The sequence below is a fragment of the Bacillus sp. FH genome, assembly GCF_052216825.1.
GTDB classification, from domain to species: Bacteria; Bacillota; Bacilli; order Bacillales; family Bacillaceae_G; genus Bacillus_A; species Bacillus_A paranthracis.
The window spans coordinates 1,694,316-1,710,862 of record NZ_JBQOUU010000001.1 but is presented as its reverse complement, the minus strand read 5'-3'; the positions used below and the strand labels follow the sequence as shown (position 1 = coordinate 1,710,862).

16 protein-coding genes, 1 tRNA gene and 1 pseudogene are annotated in these 16,547 nt (G+C 36.1%); 15 read left to right on the top strand and 3 right to left on the bottom strand.

All coding sequences use genetic code 11. From position 1 onward, the window contains the following. Positions 1-98: 98 nt before the first annotated feature. Positions 99-737, top strand: a complete 639-nt coding sequence (locus ACTT1L_RS09080; protein ID WP_001233027.1) for a TetR/AcrR family transcriptional regulator — start codon at positions 99-101, stop codon at positions 735-737. A 50-nt stretch (positions 738-787) separates the two neighbouring features. Here the strand turns inward: ACTT1L_RS09080 and ACTT1L_RS09075 are convergent, their stop codons facing one another. Then, a complete protein-coding gene (locus ACTT1L_RS09075) occupies positions 788-1,471 on the bottom strand; it encodes a type 1 glutamine amidotransferase domain-containing protein (RefSeq protein ID WP_442821875.1) in 684 nt (227 codons plus the stop codon). A gap of 361 nt (positions 1,472-1,832) precedes the next feature. Here ACTT1L_RS09075 and ACTT1L_RS09070 point away from each other — a divergent pair, with 361 nt between their 5' ends. From ACTT1L_RS09070 to ACTT1L_RS09040, 7 genes are all read left to right on the top strand, one after another. Continuing rightward, a complete protein-coding gene (locus ACTT1L_RS09070; RefSeq protein WP_442821874.1) occupies positions 1,833-3,158 on the top strand; it encodes an MFS transporter in 1,326 nt (441 codons plus the stop codon). A 211-nt stretch (positions 3,159-3,369) separates the two neighbouring features. Beyond that, entirely contained in the window at positions 3,370-4,179 is an 810-nt protein-coding gene (gene racE / locus ACTT1L_RS09065; RefSeq protein WP_000773996.1) for a glutamate racemase, read from the top strand. Between the two features lie 131 nt (positions 4,180-4,310). After that, the gene (gene gerM, locus ACTT1L_RS09060; RefSeq protein ID WP_001126762.1) at positions 4,311-5,360 is read left to right on the top strand and encodes a spore germination protein GerM; all 1,050 of its coding nucleotides are present in this window, start codon (positions 4,311-4,313) and stop codon (positions 5,358-5,360) included. 128 nt (positions 5,361-5,488) lie between these two features. Further along, positions 5,489-6,226, top strand: a complete 738-nt coding sequence (gene rph / locus ACTT1L_RS09055) for a ribonuclease PH (protein ID WP_001261765.1) — start codon at positions 5,489-5,491, stop codon at positions 6,224-6,226. Between the two features lie 11 nt (positions 6,227-6,237). Continuing rightward, the gene (locus tag ACTT1L_RS09050; RefSeq protein ID WP_000815935.1) at positions 6,238-6,846 is read left to right on the top strand and encodes an XTP/dITP diphosphatase; all 609 of its coding nucleotides are present in this window, start codon (positions 6,238-6,240) and stop codon (positions 6,844-6,846) included. 13 nt (positions 6,847-6,859) lie between these two features. Further along, positions 6,860-7,363 (top strand): metallophosphoesterase, encoded by a 504-nt coding sequence (locus ACTT1L_RS09045; protein ID WP_000645498.1) that lies wholly within the window; start codon positions 6,860-6,862, stop codon positions 7,361-7,363. A 109-nt stretch (positions 7,364-7,472) separates the two neighbouring features. After that, positions 7,473-7,546 (top strand) — tRNA-Gly (locus tag ACTT1L_RS09040). Between the two features lie 536 nt (positions 7,547-8,082). On the opposite strand, the pseudogene ACTT1L_RS09035 reads toward ACTT1L_RS09040, so the two are convergent. Next, positions 8,083-8,169 (bottom strand): annotated as a pseudogene (locus ACTT1L_RS09035) (DUF6572 domain-containing protein); the annotation flags it as partial. Positions 8,170-8,321: 152 nt separating this feature from the next. Between ACTT1L_RS09035 and ACTT1L_RS09030 the strand changes: the two are divergent. Then, positions 8,322-8,522 (top strand): hypothetical protein, encoded by a 201-nt coding sequence (locus ACTT1L_RS09030; protein WP_000124456.1) that lies wholly within the window; start codon positions 8,322-8,324, stop codon positions 8,520-8,522. Positions 8,523-8,607: 85 nt separating this feature from the next. On the opposite strand, the gene ACTT1L_RS09025 is transcribed toward ACTT1L_RS09030, so the two are convergent. Then, entirely contained in the window at positions 8,608-9,222 is a 615-nt protein-coding gene (locus tag ACTT1L_RS09025) for a PH domain-containing protein (RefSeq protein WP_000475206.1), read from the bottom strand. Between the two features lie 156 nt (positions 9,223-9,378). Between ACTT1L_RS09025 and ACTT1L_RS09020 the strand changes: the two genes are divergently transcribed. From ACTT1L_RS09020 to lonB, 6 genes are all read left to right on the top strand, one after another. Then, positions 9,379-9,792 (top strand): group I intron-associated PD-(D/E)XK endonuclease, encoded by a 414-nt coding sequence (locus ACTT1L_RS09020; RefSeq protein ID WP_000274735.1) that lies wholly within the window; start codon positions 9,379-9,381, stop codon positions 9,790-9,792. Positions 9,793-10,078: 286 nt separating this feature from the next. Then, positions 10,079-10,327, top strand: a complete 249-nt coding sequence (locus ACTT1L_RS09015; protein WP_001983650.1) for a hypothetical protein — start codon at positions 10,079-10,081, stop codon at positions 10,325-10,327. Positions 10,328-10,524: 197 nt separating this feature from the next. Beyond that, complete coding sequence (locus tag ACTT1L_RS09010) at positions 10,525-11,523, top strand: hypothetical protein (protein WP_000358268.1); 999 nt, start codon at positions 10,525-10,527, stop codon at positions 11,521-11,523. Positions 11,524-11,832: 309 nt separating this feature from the next. Further along, positions 11,833-13,110 (top strand): trigger factor, encoded by a 1,278-nt coding sequence (tig, locus tag ACTT1L_RS09005; RefSeq protein WP_000729258.1) that lies wholly within the window; start codon positions 11,833-11,835, stop codon positions 13,108-13,110. A gap of 264 nt (positions 13,111-13,374) precedes the next feature. Next, positions 13,375-14,634 carry an ATP-dependent protease ATP-binding subunit ClpX gene (gene clpX / locus ACTT1L_RS09000; RefSeq protein WP_000472282.1) on the top strand — a complete coding sequence of 420 codons (1,260 nt, stop codon included), beginning with the start codon at positions 13,375-13,377 and terminating at the stop codon, positions 14,632-14,634. A gap of 106 nt (positions 14,635-14,740) precedes the next feature. Continuing rightward, positions 14,741-16,411: an ATP-dependent protease LonB gene (gene lonB, locus ACTT1L_RS08995; protein WP_029141203.1), complete on the top strand. Its 1,671-nt coding sequence runs from the start codon at positions 14,741-14,743 to the stop codon at positions 16,409-16,411. Positions 16,412-16,547 lie beyond the last annotated feature (136 nt).

The window sequence follows — 16,547 nt, the reverse complement described above, 5'->3', positions numbered from 1 at the left end:
CTTAAACTAAAAAGATGTATTGAGTATAGTGACTTCATTTATAATTAATCGTGAATTTGCTATACTATTTTGTATGGACAAAAGGGGAGGCTCTTTTAATGAGAAAAGTTGCGTGTGCAAATACTTATATTAATAAAATAAAGCCCGTTATTAGAAAAACGAGTTTTAGTCAATTGAAAATAGATGAAATTGCGAAGTATATGGATATTAGTAAAGCTACTTTATATAAACGTTTTTCTTCAAAAGATGAGATTATTGAAGCTGTGGTAGAAGATTTTATGAACTATCTTCTTGAAGGGGATGCGGATAATCAAGATGAAAGTATGTCTTTTGCAGAACGTTTCCAAAAGACGTTTATTCACTCTTTAAAATGCGTGACATACATTTCAGATGTCTTTTTACAAGATTTGAAAGAGGCATATCCGCACTTATCTGATCGGTTAGTCGCTGCACAACAAAATCGTAATCATAATTTGCAAATGTTTTTTGAAGCTGGTATGGAACAAGGTTACTTTAATAAAATGAACGCACAATTATTTATGGTGCAAGATGATGTGATGTTAAGACGTATAATAGATCATTCTTTTTGTATTCAGTACGATATTACGTTAAAGAAAGCGATACTTGATTTTTATCAACTAAAGAAGTATCAACTGTTTAAACCGGAGTATATAGAAGCAATTGATGATTCTGAAATTGAAAAAGAAGTTATGGCTATTTTGCAAATGATTTCGTAAAAAAAGCAGATTTTCCTATAGTAATGGAAAATCTGCTTTTTTATTACATGTTATTTGTTTATGTGTTGTAATACTAATTCAGCTACTAGACCGCCTGAAGCTGGATTTTGACCAGTGATAACACGATTATCTTCTACAGCAAAAGCTTCCCAAGGCTGTGCAGCTTTTTCGTAAAGTCCTCCATTTTTAATGAGTTCATCTTCTGTTAAAAATGGAACGAATTGATCTAATTCAGCTAGTTTTTCCTCTTCATTTGAGAATCCTGTTACTTTTTTACCGCTAATTAAGCGTTCCCCATTACTTAATGTGATATGAAATAAACCGGCAGCTCCGTGACAAACAGAGGAAACAATTCCGCCATTTTCATAAATGCTACGGCTAATCATTTGGAGTTCTTTATTTTCAGGGAAGTCCCAAATTACACCGTGACCGCCTGCGTAATAAATCGCAGCGTAGTCTTCCTGATTTACTTCACTCGGTTTCATTGTAGAACCGAGACGATTCATAAATTCTTTCTTTTGATACCATTCCCAATCGATGCTCTCCGCCATTGCTAAACTATGCGGATCAATCGGTGTATAACCACCTTGTGGGCTAACATAATCTACTTCGTAACCAGCTTCTTCAACTTTTTTAACGAAATGGACAGCTTCACCAAGCCAAAGACCAGTAGCTCGATTTAAATTTGGATATTTTTCAAAGCTCGTTAATACAACTAACATTTTTTTCTTCATCATAATCCTCCTGTAATGTTTCTTCTATATATAAATTCGTTATTTTATTAAGCTAGAAATTGCAAATTTGAATAACCATGCCAGCCCTCCTTATATCGGATTCGAAATTAGTGTATAATAATTTTTGAACAAAGTAAACTAAAAACACTAAATTAGTTTACTTTGTATATTTTTCGTTGACAAACTGGAATACTGAAACTATGATAGTTCCATGAATATCGAACAACGTACATGTTTCGTTTCGAATTCAATTTGTCGCGCGATAAATGTATACATTTGATGAAGTTGTCTAGTGATAATAGAAGAGCTAAACAACTTCATTTTTCGTTTTCAATTACTACAATCAGGAGAGGTGTTACACATGGGGGAAGATATAAACAATCATTCAAAATGGTTTGTTTTCACATTATGTTTTATCGTTTTATTAGGACCGATGAATGCGGTTTTATTTAATGTTGCGTTAGAGGATATTGCTCATGATTTATCTATTAGTCAATCGAAAGTAAGTTGGGTTGTAGTAGGTTATTCTTTAGTTGTCGGTATTGGTTCAATGATATATGGGAAGCTTGCTGATCGTTACAGTGTAAAAAAACTATTAATTATTTCGATTATCATATTTGTAGTGGGTTCTATTATTGGATTTATGAATCAATCTTATGTGATTACCATTCTTGCAAGATTAGTGCAAGCGAGCGGGGGTGCAGCGTTTATTGCGCTTAGTATGATTGCAGTGGCCAAATTAGTTATTCCTCATAAGAAGCCTGGTGCGTTAGCGATGATTAGTTCTTCTATTGCATTAGCAGTAGGTATTGGCCCTTTAGTTGGCGGGGCTATTACAAATACACTAGGGTGGCCATATTTATTTTTATTTATGGTTATTTCAGTAGTGGGGATTTTCTTGCTTATAAAATTTATGCCAGAAGAAATGCAGCATACGGATGAAACGTTTCATTTTGATTATATTGGAGCGGCGTTACTATTTGCATTCATTACGACTGTTTTACTAGGTATCAATATGAATCGTTGGCTATTTGTGTTATCGATAATTTCTTTATTTTTATTCACGGTTCGTATGAAGAAAGCGGAGCATCCATTTATCGATATTGAGTTGTTTTCGAACAAAGCATTTCTTCGTTTAATAACAGTCGGATTTATAATTAATGTGGCGTTATGTGCTAATTTATTATTGTTGCCATTACTGTTAGGAAGAGAGCACGGATTGTCTCCATTTGTTATCGGAATTGTATTATTTGTTGCATCACTCTTTGGTATTGTGTCTAGTTTTATTACTGGAAAGATTGTCCCTTCGTTTGGAAATGTGAATATGATTTATGTAGCGTCTGTCATTATGATTGTTGGCTTTTTAATTTTAGGGTTTATTCCGAATGGAAGTATAGTCGTTATTGTATTGGCGATTATTTTGACATTTATGAGTTATTCTGCCATTCAAGTATCATTGAACACATTTATACCGAAAACATTACATGCAGCTAAAGTTGGAGTCGGTCTTGGCTTATATAATTTAATTAACTTTTTCGGTATGGCATTTGGACCAGCTGTTGCGAGCGAAATTATGGGATCTACAAATAGTTATCGTTTCAATTTTATTTTAATCGTCATGTTAATTTCTGCTCATTTCTTCTTATTAATAGGAATGTCTTCTTTCCAAAAAAAGATGGAGCATTAAAGATGTACTTTATTATAGAAGAAACCGACTTTCATATAGAAGGTCGGTTGTTTTTCTGTCTTGCAAATTATGAAAAAAAGGAGCAAAATAAAAAAGGTCCTAGTCTATACAGGTACAAATGAAAATTTTCATATAGAAGCAGTTTAAGTGAGCGAACTTAAAGTGTGAAAAATATAATGATAAAATAAGATGATGAATGAGAAAACGGGTGATGAAGTTGAATAGAGCAATCGGTGTTATCGATTCAGGAGTTGGCGGTTTAACAGTGGCGAAGGAACTAATTCGTCAGTTGCCGAAAGAGCGCATTATATATTTAGGGGATACAGCACGTTGCCCTTATGGTCCACGTTCTCGAGAAGAAGTGCGTCAATTTACGTGGGAAATGACGGAGCATTTACTAGATTTAAATATCAAAATGTTAGTTATTGCATGTAATACAGCAACTGCAGTTGTATTAGAAGAGATGCAGAAACAATTACCAATTCCAGTGGTAGGAGTTATTCACCCAGGATCACGTACAGCTTTAAAAATGACAAACACGTATCATGTTGGGATTATTGGAACGATTGGAACGGTGAAAAGTGGTGCATACGAAGAAGCGTTAAAGTCTATTAATAATCGTGTTATGGTAGAAAGTTTAGCGTGTCCACCTTTTGTTGAGCTTGTAGAGAGCGGTAATTTCGAAAGTGAAATGGCGTATGAAGTTGTAAGAGAAACGTTGCAACCGCTGAAAAACACTGATATTGATACGCTTATTTTAGGCTGTACACATTATCCAATTTTAGGTCCTGTTATTAAACAAGTAATGGGAGATAAAGTGCAACTCATTAGTTCTGGTGATGAAACGGCACGTGAAGTAAGTACCATTTTATACCATAGTAAAATGTTGAATGAGGGAGAGGAACAAAGTGATCATCTCTTCTTAACAACAGGAAAAATAGGCCTATTTAAAGAAATTGCATCAAAATGGTTCGGTCAACCGATTGAAAATGTAAAACATATTTATTTAGAAAAAGAATAATAATAGAATTCATATAAGTGAACTCCTGAGAAATCAGGAGTTTTTTTGTTTATAGGGAGCACAGCTTGTTCTAAAACATGAAACAGCTCGTATACATAATAGTACAAACTTAGATTTTAGGGGGGAATGGCATGCCTAAATCCACTTTTAAATGGGTTGTTGGTGCTACTGTGAGCGCTGTTTTACTAACAGGGTGTGGCTTTATAAATCAAGAGAAAGCAACGGAGCAAATTGATCCGCCAAAACAAGTTACGTATACAGAGGGTGGAAAGAAAGAAGTATCTAAGAAAGATAAGCAAGGACAAACGGTGAATAGAGAACTATACCTTGTTGATAAAAATGGCTATGTTGTACCGCAAACGTTAGCTATACCTACTCCGAAAGCAAATGAGGTTATTCAGCAAACGTTAGAGTACCTTGTGAAAGATGGACCGGTAACGAATTTGTTACCGAATGGGTTCCGTGCAGTCATTCCGGCGAATACATCGATGACCCTAAACTTGAAAAAAGATGGGACGGCAGTCATTGATTTTTCTAAAGAAATGAAAAACTATGCAAAAGAGGAAGAACGTCAAATCGTTGAATCTATTGCATGGACGTTGACGCAATTTAAAGAAATAAAACAAGTGCAGTTCCAAATAAATGGTGAAAAATTAGCGAAGATGCCTGTTGGTGGTACACCGCTTGGTGAAGGGGTGAGCCGTGCGAACGGTATTAACTTCGATGATGAGCAAGTAGCGGATGTAACAAATACAAAACCAGTAACACTTTATTTTATGGCACAAAATAATAATAAACAGCAATACTACGTACCAGTAACACGCCGAGTTGTAGAAGGAAAAGAAAATGATTATGCAGCAATTGTAGATGAACTTGTAAAAGGGCCGATTCATCAATCTCTTCTGAACGATTTCAATCCAGGAGTTAAGCTCATTACGAATCCGAAATTACAAGATGGAAATCTTACATTAAACTTTAATGAAAATATATTTATAAACCCAGATAAAAATATGATTTCAAATTACGTATTGAAGTCATTAGTTTTATCTTTAACAGAAAAGAAAGGCGTGAAAAGCGTTTCTATTGAAGTAAATGGTAAAGCAAATCTTATAGATGAAAAGGGCGGAAAGTTAATAAAACCTGTAGATCGTCCAGAAAACGTGAATACAGGTAGTTTTTAATCGCCAATAATTTGATATACTTAAGTAAGAAAGGGGAATTGCTTTTTGGGTTCCTCTTCTTTTATTGTATACATATCATACATTTAAATTTGGCTATACTAACAAGTAGTTATGAGGAGGTTATTTTTATGCGAGTAGATGGTAGAGAAAAAACAGAATTACGCCATATACATATTCATACGAATTATTTAAAACATCCAGAAGGATCAGTGTTAATTGAGGTTGGGGATACAAAGGTAATTTGCTCAGCGACAATTGAAGAGCGCGTCCCGCCATTTATGCGTGGAGAAGGAAAGGGCTGGGTAACAGCTGAATATGCGATGATTCCACGTGCGACAGAACAACGTACAATTAGGGAGTCAAGTAAAGGGAAAGTAACAGGACGTACAATGGAAATCCAGCGCTTAATTGGACGAGCATTACGTGCGGTAGTTGACTTAGAAGCGCTTGGTGAGAGAACGGTTTGGATTGATTGTGATGTTATTCAAGCGGATGGTGGAACGCGAACTGCTTCTATTACAGGTGCATACGTAGCGATGGTATTAGCGTTTGAGAAGTTATTACAAGCAGAAAAAGTATCTAAAATTCCAGTAAAAGATTATTTAGCAGCAACGTCAGTAGGGATTGTTGAAGAGCAAGGTGTTGTTTTAGATTTGAACTATGCAGAAGATTCTAAAGCAGACGTTGATATGAACGTAATTATGACTGGAAAAGGTCAGTTCGTTGAAGTGCAAGGAACTGGAGAAGAAGCGACGTTTAGTAGAGCGCAGTTAAATGAATTACTTGATGCTGCAGAACAAGGCATTTTCCAACTGATCGATATGCAAAAAGAAGCGTTAGGTGACATCGTATCTCATATAGAGTAGAGGTGGAAAAAATGAAACAAGTTGTTGTAGCGACAAAAAATATGGGGAAAGTACGTGAATTTGCTGAGTTATTTGAGCGATTTGATTTAGAAGTGAAATCATTACACGATTTTCCTCATATTGAAGAAGTCGAAGAAACTGGTGAAACATTTGAAGAAAATGCAATCTTAAAAGCGGACAGTTTGAGTAGACAATTGAATGCAATTGTAATTGCGGATGATTCAGGTCTTATTGTAGATGCTTTAAACGGGAAACCAGGCGTGTATTCAGCACGTTTTGCTGGAGAGCCGAAAGATGATCAAGCGAATATTGATAAAGTTTTACAAGAATTAAATGACGTAGCGTTTGAAAAGCGTAAAGCTCGTTTCTACTGTGCATTAGCAGTGGCTTTCCCTGAAGGGGATAAAAAGCCTGTCATTGTAAATGGGACGTGCGAAGGTTTTATTTTAGAACAACGCCGCGGGGAAAACGGTTTTGGATATGATCCGATTTTTTATGTGGAAGAATATAAAAAAGCGATGGCGGAACTAAGTTCAGATGAGAAAAATGCTATTAGTCACCGCGGACGTGCTCTACGTAAGCTAGAAGAAAAAATCCCTGAATGGTTTTTAGGAGAATAAGGGAGAGAGATTGATGAAAGCTTTAATCGTAAGCGATAGTCATAGCTCTGTGAAGGAATTACAGCAGTTAAAAGAGAAGTATGAAGGGAAAGTAGATATCATGATTCATTGCGGTGATTCAGAGCTAACGCCTGCTCATGAAGAGTTGCAAGGTTTCCATGTTGTAAAAGGGAATTGTGATTATGCTAACTTTCAAGACGAAATTGTAACTGATGTAGATGGTGTTCGTTTCATAGTTGTGCACGGACATCGTCATAACGTGAAAATGACGTTACAAACATTAGCGTACCATGCTGAAGAGGTAGGGGCGCAAGTTGCATGCTTCGGACACTCTCACGTATTAGGTGCGGAATTAATCGACGGCGTTTTATTTATTAATCCAGGCAGTATTTTATTACCGCGTCAGCGTGTAGAAAAAACATTTGCTTTATTAGAAATGGATGAAAATCAAATGGAAGTTCGTTTTGAAACACTAGACGGACAGCTAGTTGAACAAGCAGTTTTTAAAAGAGGATAAGAAAAATTATCCTCTTTTAAAAAAGGTGTTGACTTTATGTATGGTTATACATATAATAAATATTGTCGATAGGGCAACGGCGCTAACGAAGAAAAATAAAATAACATATGCGGGTGTAGTTTAGTGGTAAAACAAGAGCCTTCCAAGCTCTGGTCGAGAGTTCGATTCTCTTCACCCGCTCCATGTCCCAGTAGCTCAGCAGGATAGAGCAACGGCCTTCAAGAAAAATAGGAGCCTTTATAGGGAAACAAGAACCTATAAAGTGGACGACACTATATCGGTGAAGCCTTAACAGTTCGGCTGATGGTAATACCGAGGAAACTTACGATCTTGAAAAAGATTAAGGAGTTTTGAATGATTAAGTGAAACTTAATGGTAAAGACTCTGAAGTATGATGAAAATCATCGTGAGGTTCCGTAGAGACTACACGTGTCGCACCTGAAATGGTGAAGATATAGTCCAGACTACAAACAGTAATTGCTGGTAGCGAAAGCTATGGTGGTAAGCTAAGCCGTCGGTCGGGAGTTCGAATCTCTCCTGGGACGCTAAAAAAAACCTTGTTATCTTTTGATAACAAGGTTTTTTGTTTGTCTACAAATTGATGTATGTGCAAAAGGTGTAAAAAATATGACGTAATATATGGTAATTATTATGTGTAACGGATTAAAGTGCATGAAGAAAAGAGCGCCATTTATGCGCCCTATTCCTCTTATTTCATTTCAAGAATCAATAGGTTTATGATGGAACTCAAATCCATATCCAGATTCTCCTAACTGTTCACTTACAATATTATAAAACTTTTTACCGCCCTCGTACGATTGAGCAACCGTTATCGAAACTTATCCCCGTTAGTGTGTTACAATGAATAGAAGCGGAAAACGAGAATCTCCAATTGACTAGACCTGTGATTGGTTAGACAGTTTAAGAAGGTTGTATAAAAAAGGGAGATGGCGCAAAGATGGCGAGATCAAATGAGAACGATTTAACGGAGAAATTGGCAGAAGGTCACCGAAAATATGGTGATGGCAACTTTACAGTACAGAACATCGGTGATGAAACCAACCCGGATTGGACTATCGTAAAAAATGTGAGGAAAGGATCGGCAGGTATTCGAGAAGAGGAAGATATATTAAGACTGCGATCAAAATATATAAAATAGTACGGAAATGGGCAGGCCGAGAGTTTGAACATCTTCTAGGACGCTGAAAAACCCTTGTTATCTTTTGATAACAAGGGTTTCTTGTTTAGTTATTAATAAACTTCTCAAATACAAAACCATAATCTTTCACATTATATTGTTTCTTCGTATCAACAAGCCAGTTAAAGGCAATCTCATTCATTTCTTTAAACTGCTCTGCTAAATTTACTTGTGCGTTTGAAATACGGCTAAAAGCGTTAGATGCCATATCTAAACTTTTATGTGCATACTGCAATGTAATGTCGTTGTCGTATGAAATTTCTTCGATTTTAAGTAAAGCTTTATATAAATCTTTTAATTCCTCGATATGTTTTTTATGAACATCAATTGAATAATGTTCATCTCCCATTTGAAATTTAATTTCTACATCTAAATCAATCGTTCCCGCAGTTTCAAGCGCTACGTTTTTAATTTGATATTTACTATAGCTAAAGCGGCGTAGTGTACGTTTTTTGCTTGTCGCACTTGTACCATCTAGGTGAAGTAATCCTTTGTTTGTGAAGCAATATTCATCTGATTTCGATTTAATTAGAAAATAAATTTTCTCTCCATCTTCATGCATTACGTAATCATCAGCATCGACCTTGTCATAATCTTTCGGTGTAATTACAGAACCTACATCACTTAACCCTAAAACATCAGCAGCTACTTTTTTGAACATATATAATCCCCCTTGTAAATTAAATTCTTAATTATACAAAAATATATTAACATGGTTTTAACAAAGAGTTTTCTTTTAATGAGAAAATGTTGGGAGGTAAGTTAAGAAAAGGAACGAATATTATTTTGAAAATATGTAAAAAGGTGCTGAGAAAAAGTGTACCATCATACAAAAACAAAAGGAGATTTAGCTGTTTTAAAGGCACAAGTTGATTTGTATGAAAAAGGATATATGATTTTAATACCACAAACAGAGCATTCGCCCTTTGATCTTGTAGTATATAAGGGCGGGGTATTTAAAAGGGTGCAAGTGAAATATAGAGAGTTGAATGCAAGAGGGATACTGGAAGTAAGATTCCGATCTAGTTATTCTACAGCAAGCGGAGTCGCTACAAAAGAAGTGAATAAAGAAGAAATAGACGTGTATTGTGTATATTGTCCTCAAACGGATTGTTGTTATTATTTCAATCCGAAATTATTTAGTAAATCTATTAGTTTAAGAGTGGATTCTCCGAAAAATAAACAAGAGAAAAAAGTTAATTTTGCAAGTGATTATAGAGAAATTCCGTGAAAGCACCTCAAGCGATATGGGGTGTTTTTCAATCTCTCTTTGAAATCTTACAATTCTGTAAGGTAACTGTAAGGTAGTTCGATGGTAACAAATTGCTAATCCTCTATAATGAAGGTAACAACGATAAAACGAGGAGGAAGAAATAATGAAGGGATTAATCGTAACGGGTTTAACAGTTGCTTTTGGATTTGTAGCGTATGAGAAATTAACGTATGTAGTTGATGTTGTAAAACATTTAATCGCTTAGAGGAAACTACCATGAGAGGGAAAGGGAATGAGTGAATGAATGGAATGGTTATTTGGAATTATAGGTACTTGTAGTGTAGTGTTATTGTTCTTTGTCCCGAGTGGTATACTTAGTTCGACAACGAGTTTGTTCTTCTTAAGTTTGTTTGCTTGTACGATGCTTATCATTATGTTTTTAATGAAGCGAAGTAAACCAATCTTCTACTTTAGCATGATTGTTATGGCAATTATTGTTCTCCAAATTATTACCCTTGTTATATACCCCACTATTATAAAAGCTTTCCATTAATGATGAATCCTCTGCTTGAATTGCTGAGGGTTTTTATTTGCATATTTTTAATTTTGAGTAGGAATTCACTTGTATTGAAATATAAAAATTAAATATTTCTATATTTCAAACAAAGGGTTTCGGGATGTTGTGTTCTCATTACTCATTTGATATATTTACTTTAAAGATAATTAAAATCTAGAAAAAGAGGCGGACGTATGGATAAAAAAGAAAATACGGTCGTATTGTTTCCGCAACTATCAGAGCGCTATATTGATGAAGGTTTTTTAGCGCTGAAAGAGCGAAAATTCGAAGATGCATTGCGCTGCTTTGAAATATTACGTCAGTATAATGCAGAAACGGAACAAACGGAACTAGCTTCGGTTATTTGTTTGTTAGAATTAAAACATATGGAAGAAGCGAAAGAGAAATGTGAACAGTTACTGGAAACAGGAGCGGTCTTATTTGGTGATATTCTTGAAACGTATGTGACAATTTTAGTTCAAACAAATGATTATGAAGGCGTTATTGAAACTGTTGAAAAAGTTTTGCAAACGAAAGATGTAATGCCTGAGCAAAAGGAAAAATTAGCACAGCTCGCTTTATTTGCAGAAGGTATGTTACATGAAGTAGATACATCACGAGTTGATTCGAATTTTGAGTTAGATGAATTTACTAATGAAATATTTGGAGAAAACTTTGGGCAAAAGCTAAGAGCGATTCAGCAACTTTCGTTAAAAGACTTGGATCTTGCATTACCTATTTTAAAGAAATTTTTAATAGACGAAAAACAGCACCCTTATTTGAAAACTTCTATTTTATATAAAATGATAGAAAATCAAATAGAAGAAGAGATAGAGGTAGAAAAGTTTGGGAATACGATCAAGGTAATTCCGGCATTTACAGGTCATAATGAGGAGCAATCCGATAACATTATACATAGATTATCAAGTCGATTAGAGCAAAATTATCCTGATATATTTGATGCGATGGTTACATATTGGAAAGAATTGCAAATTAGCATTTTCCCATTCGCTCTATTAATGGATAAAGTGGAGATTTGGGCTGCTGTTTTAGAGAGAATTGGTAGAAAGCGTTTCGGGTTGACTATTGATGAAGAAGAGCTTATGACAGCGTATAATATTGAATTAGAAGAGTTTCATATTGCCTATCAATGGTTATTACGTGTCGAAAGAGAAGGATATTTGCCCGTATAATTATGAAAAAGAATCGTTCGGTTCTTGAAACGAGCATATTCTATGTTATAATGTAAGGGTTGCAAAAGGCAGAAATCTGCCTGTTTGTAAGAGAAGAGAAGTGTAATTCTCTTACTTAATATGTTTCATATTATTCTCGAACAAAATATACCGTAGTTGTCTTTTAGGCAATTAGTAGATTGGAACATTATATCTGAAAGCTTTTGCTAGAGGATTATTTGTACTTTTGTTATTTCAAAAAAGAGATAATGAAGATCTTAATCTATAGAGGTATGTGCATACATTATTATAGTTGGAGGGAAAGAATAAATGGCTGCAAAATGGGAAAAATTAGAAGGTAACGTAGGCGTTTTAACAATCGAAGTTGATGCTAAAGAAGTAAACAACTCTATCGACGCTGCGTTCAAAAAAGTAGTAAAAACAATCAACGTACCAGGTTTCCGTAAAGGAAAAATGCCTCGTCCGTTATTCGAACAACGCTTTGGTGTTGAATCTTTATACCAAGATGCTTTAGATATCATCTTACCAAAAGCATACGGTGAAGCAATCGATGAAGCTGGTATCTTCCCAGTTGCTCATCCTGAAATCGACATTGAGAAGTTCGAAAAAAATGCTAACCTTATCTTCACTGCAAAAGTTACAGTGAAACCTGAAGTTAAATTAGGTGAGTACAAAGGTTTAGCAGTAGAAAAAGTTGAAACAACTGTAACTGACGAAGATGTAGAGAACGAATTAAAATCTTTACAAGAGCGTCAAGCTGAGCTAGTTGTTAAAGAAGAAGGAACTGTTGAAAACGGTGATACAGCTGTAATCGACTTCGAAGGTTTCGTTGATGGCGAAGCATTTGAAGGCGGAAAAGGCGAAAACTACTCTCTAGCAATCGGTTCTGGTACATTCATCCCAGGTTTCGAAGAGCAATTAATTGGTCTTAAATCTGGTGAGTCTAAAGACGTTGAAGTATCATTCCCAGAAGAGTACCATGCTGCTGAATTAGCTGGCAAACCAGCAACATTCAAAGTAACAGTTCACGAAATCAAAACAAAAGAACTTCCTGAGTTAAACGACGAGTTCGCTAAAGAAGCTGACGAAGCGGTTGCAACTCTTGATGAATTAAAAGCAAAACTTCGCACAAACTTAGAAGAAGGCAAAAAGCACGAAGCTGAGCACAAAGTACGTGACGAAGTAGTAGAATTAGCTGCTGCTAACGCTGAAATCGACATTCCAGAAGCTATGATCGACACTGAGTTAGATCGTATGGTTCGTGAATTCGAGCAACGTTTAAGCCAACAAGGTATGAACCTTGAGCTTTACTACCAATTCACAGGTACTGATGCTGACAAGTTAAAAGAGCAAATGAAAGAAGACGCTCAAAAACGCGTAAGAATCAACCTTGTTCTTGAAGCTATCATTGAAGCTGAAAACATCGAAGTTACTGAAGAAGAAGTAACTGCAGAAGTTGAAAAAATGGCTGAAATGTACGGTATGCCAGTAGACGCTATCAAGCAAGCTCTTGGAAGCGTAGACGCTTTAGCTGAAGATCTTAAAGTTCGTAAAGCTGTAGACTTCTTAGTAGAAAACGCTGCATAATAAAATAACAAGGCGCGATTTTAATCGTGCCTTGTTTTATAAATATAGAAATATATTTATAAAACTTTTCGATGAAGAAGGAAAACTTCCTTAATAAGTCGAATATACATATTTCAAAAGTTTTAAAAACTTTTTATTTGTACATAACTAGTCATATTATTTGTATTTCTCGCCACGTAGTGACATAATATGTATTTACATACGATACATTTATCGTGTACATACGAAGGCAAGAGGTTAGCACTTTGTAAGGGGTGTGAAAATATGTTTAAATTTAATGATGAAAAAGGGCAATTAAAATGTTCTTTCTGTGGTAAAACACAAACGCAAGTCCGAAAGTTAGTTGCAGGTCCAGGTGTTTACATTTGTGACGAGTGTATCGAACTTTGTACTGAAATTGTACAAGAGGAGCTTGCGAAAGACGAAGAAGTAGAATTCAAAGATGTACCGAAACCGGTAGAAATTCGTGAAATTTTAGATGAGTATGTCATCGGACAAGATAACGCGAAAAAAGCACTAGCGGTAGCGGTATATAACCATTACAAACGCATTAATTCTAACAGCAAAATTGATGATGTAGAATTAGCGAAGAGTAATATCGCACTTATCGGGCCAACAGGTAGTGGTAAAACATTACTGGCACAAACGTTAGCGCGTATTTTAAATGTTCCATTTGCAATCGCGGACGCAACATCTTTAACTGAAGCTGGGTACGTTGGGGAAGATGTAGAAAACATCTTACTTAAATTAATCCAAGCAGCTGATTATGATGTAGAGAAAGCGGAAAAAGGAATCATTTATATTGATGAGATTGATAAAGTGGCACGTAAGTCCGAAAATCCATCAATTACACGTGATGTATCTGGTGAAGGTGTGCAGCAGGCACTTCTGAAAATTTTAGAAGGTACTGTAGCAAGCGTTCCACCTCAAGGTGGCCGTAAGCATCCGCATCAAGAGTTTATTCAAATTGATACAACGAATATCTTATTCATCTGTGGTGGAGCGTTTGATGGCATCGAGCCAATTATTAAACGTCGTCTTGGTGAAAAAGTAATTGGATTTGGTTCTGAGAAGAAAAATGCTGATGTAAATGAGAAGCATGTTTTATCTCACGTATTACCAGAGGACCTTTTAAGATTTGGTTTAATTCCAGAGTTTATCGGTCGTCTTCCAGTTATTGCGAACCTAGAGCCGCTTGATGAAGATGCTCTTGTTGATATTTTAACGAAACCGAAAAATGCACTTGTTAAGCAATTCCAAAAACTATTGGAGCTTGACGATGTTGAGTTAGAGTTTGAAGAAGGCGCACTAATTGAGATTGCGAAAAAAGCAATTGAACGTAAAACAGGTGCTCGTGGACTTCGTTCTATTATTGAAGGCTTAATGCTTGAGGTAATGTTCGAGCTACCATCTCGCAAAGATATCGAGAAGTGTATTCTTACAAAAGAAACAGTAGCTGATAATGCAGCACCAAAATTGGTGTTACAAGACGGTACTGTACTTGATACAAAAACATCTGCATAATGCGAAGGAGAAACAGCAATTTTTATAATTGCTGTTTTTCTTTATGTTTAGCTATGTTCCTCCGCGGAAATACTAAGAGATAAAACATTGCGGGAGGAAATAAATGATGAGCTGGACAAATATATTTTTACTTGTTCAACTTGTTTTTGGTGTAATTGTCGGATTGTATTTTTGGCATTTACTTCGAAATCAGAGAACACAAAAAGTTTCAATTGATCGAGAATCGAAAAAAGAATTAGAACAGCTTCGTAAAATGCGCGAGATTTCTTTAACAGAGCCGCTTGCGGAAAAGGTGCGTCCTACATCCTTTTTAGATATTGTAGGGCAAGAGGACGGGATTAAGTCGTTAAAAGCGGCTCTTTGTGGTCCAAACCCGCAACATGTGATTATATATGGTCCGCCAGGTGTCGGAAAGACAGCGGCAGCGCGTCTCGTATTAGAAGAAGCAAAACGAAATCCAAAATCTCCATTTCGCACAAATGCAACATTTATTGAACTGGATGCGACGACAGCTCGGTTTGATGAACGTGGTATTGCAGACCCTTTAATTGGTTCGGTGCATGATCCAATTTATCAAGGTGCTGGTGCGATGGGGCAAGCAGGTATTCCGCAACCGAAAAAAGGTGCGGTAACAGATGCTCACGGTGGTATTTTGTTTATTGATGAGATAGGTGAATTACATCCGATTCAAATGAACAAAATGTTAAAGGTGCTAGAAGATCGGAAAGTGTTTTTGGAAAGTGCATACTACAGTGAAGAGAATACGATGATTCCAACGTATATACATGACATTTTTCAAAAAGGTTTACCAGCCGATTTTCGCTTAGTTGGGGCGACGACACGTTCGCCAGATGAGATACCTCCTGCTATTCGGTCGCGCTGTTTAGAAGTGTTCTTCCGTGAGTTAGATACAGAAGAAATTCAAAAAGTAGCGAAGAATGCGGCTGACAAAGTGGAAATGCAAATCGGTGAAAATGGTATTGAAATGATCGGGATGTATGCAAGAAATGGGCGAGAAGCGATTAATCTTGTACAAATTTCTGCTGGAATGGCAATAAATGAAGAACGTCCTTTCATTAAAGATGAAGATATAGAGTGGGTTGTTCACTCTAGTCAACTTACACCGAAGTATGAAAAACGCATTTACCCTATTCCGAGAATCGGTCTTGTAAATGGACTTGCTGTATACGGACCAAATACAGGTGCGTTATTAGAAATTGAAGTAACAGCAATCAAGGCGAAAGATAAAGGATCGGTAAATGTTACCGGAATTGTTGAAGAGGAAAGTATTGGTAGTCAAACGAAATCCATTCGTCGTAAAAGTATGGCGAAAGGTTCTGTAGATAATGTATTAACAGTGCTTCGATCTCTAGATGTATTGCCAGAAGGGTACGATATACATATTAATTTTCCAGGTGGTATCCCGATTGATGGGCCTTCGGCGGGAATTGCTATGGCAACAGGTGTGTATTCAGCAGTGCATCATACGTATGTGAATAATGAAGTAGCGATGACTGGTGAGATAAGTATACACGGGGAAGTGAAACCTATCGGTGGTGTGTACGCAAAAATAAAAGCTGCGAAAAAGGCAGGAGCTAAGAAAGTTATCATTCCTGCTGAAAACATGCAACCATTTTTGTATACAATAAAAGGAATTGAAATTATTCCTGTTCGGAAGTTGAAGGAAGTATTTGAGCTAACGTTTATACAGGAAAATATACATCGAGAGCTCGATGTACATACTACGATAGACGAAACAGATGCACAATCAATGTGAGAATGAACGATAATAGTATTTGCCAGACTTCGTTTAAGTTTGTATGCTTAAGCGGAGTCTTTTTTCTTTTATAAGGGAGAAAAAACGAGGGATTTACAGTTGCGGAGAATCTCTGCAATTGCATCTAGATGTATTG

What these genes read in the sequence shown, in the direction of transcription:
- ACTT1L_RS09080 (WP_001233027.1), top strand. Translation starts at nt 99, where the DNA reads ATGAGAAAAGTTGCGTGTGCAAATACTTATATTAATAAAATAAAGCCC.
- ACTT1L_RS09075 (WP_442821875.1), bottom strand. Translation starts at nt 1,471, where the DNA reads ATGAAGAAAAAAATGTTAGTTGTATTAACGAGCTTTGAAAAATATCCA.
- ACTT1L_RS09070 (WP_442821874.1), top strand. Translation starts at nt 1,833, where the DNA reads ATGGGGGAAGATATAAACAATCATTCAAAATGGTTTGTTTTCACATTA.
- racE (WP_000773996.1), top strand. Translation starts at nt 3,370, where the DNA reads ATGAAGTTGAATAGAGCAATCGGTGTTATCGATTCAGGAGTTGGCGGT.
- gerM (WP_001126762.1), top strand. Translation starts at nt 4,311, where the DNA reads ATGCCTAAATCCACTTTTAAATGGGTTGTTGGTGCTACTGTGAGCGCT.
- rph (WP_001261765.1), top strand. Translation starts at nt 5,489, where the DNA reads ATGCGAGTAGATGGTAGAGAAAAAACAGAATTACGCCATATACATATT.
- ACTT1L_RS09050 (WP_000815935.1), top strand. Translation starts at nt 6,238, where the DNA reads ATGAAACAAGTTGTTGTAGCGACAAAAAATATGGGGAAAGTACGTGAA.
- ACTT1L_RS09045 (WP_000645498.1), top strand. Translation starts at nt 6,860, where the DNA reads ATGAAAGCTTTAATCGTAAGCGATAGTCATAGCTCTGTGAAGGAATTA.
- ACTT1L_RS09030 (WP_000124456.1), top strand. Translation starts at nt 8,322, where the DNA reads ATGGCGAGATCAAATGAGAACGATTTAACGGAGAAATTGGCAGAAGGT.
- ACTT1L_RS09025 (WP_000475206.1), bottom strand. Translation starts at nt 9,222, where the DNA reads ATGTTCAAAAAAGTAGCTGCTGATGTTTTAGGGTTAAGTGATGTAGGT.
- ACTT1L_RS09015 (WP_001983650.1), top strand. Translation starts at nt 10,079, where the DNA reads ATGGAATGGTTATTTGGAATTATAGGTACTTGTAGTGTAGTGTTATTG.
- ACTT1L_RS09010 (WP_000358268.1), top strand. Translation starts at nt 10,525, where the DNA reads ATGGATAAAAAAGAAAATACGGTCGTATTGTTTCCGCAACTATCAGAG.
- tig (WP_000729258.1), top strand. Translation starts at nt 11,833, where the DNA reads ATGGCTGCAAAATGGGAAAAATTAGAAGGTAACGTAGGCGTTTTAACA.
- clpX (WP_000472282.1), top strand. Translation starts at nt 13,375, where the DNA reads ATGTTTAAATTTAATGATGAAAAAGGGCAATTAAAATGTTCTTTCTGT.
- lonB (WP_029141203.1), top strand. Translation starts at nt 14,741, where the DNA reads ATGAGCTGGACAAATATATTTTTACTTGTTCAACTTGTTTTTGGTGTA.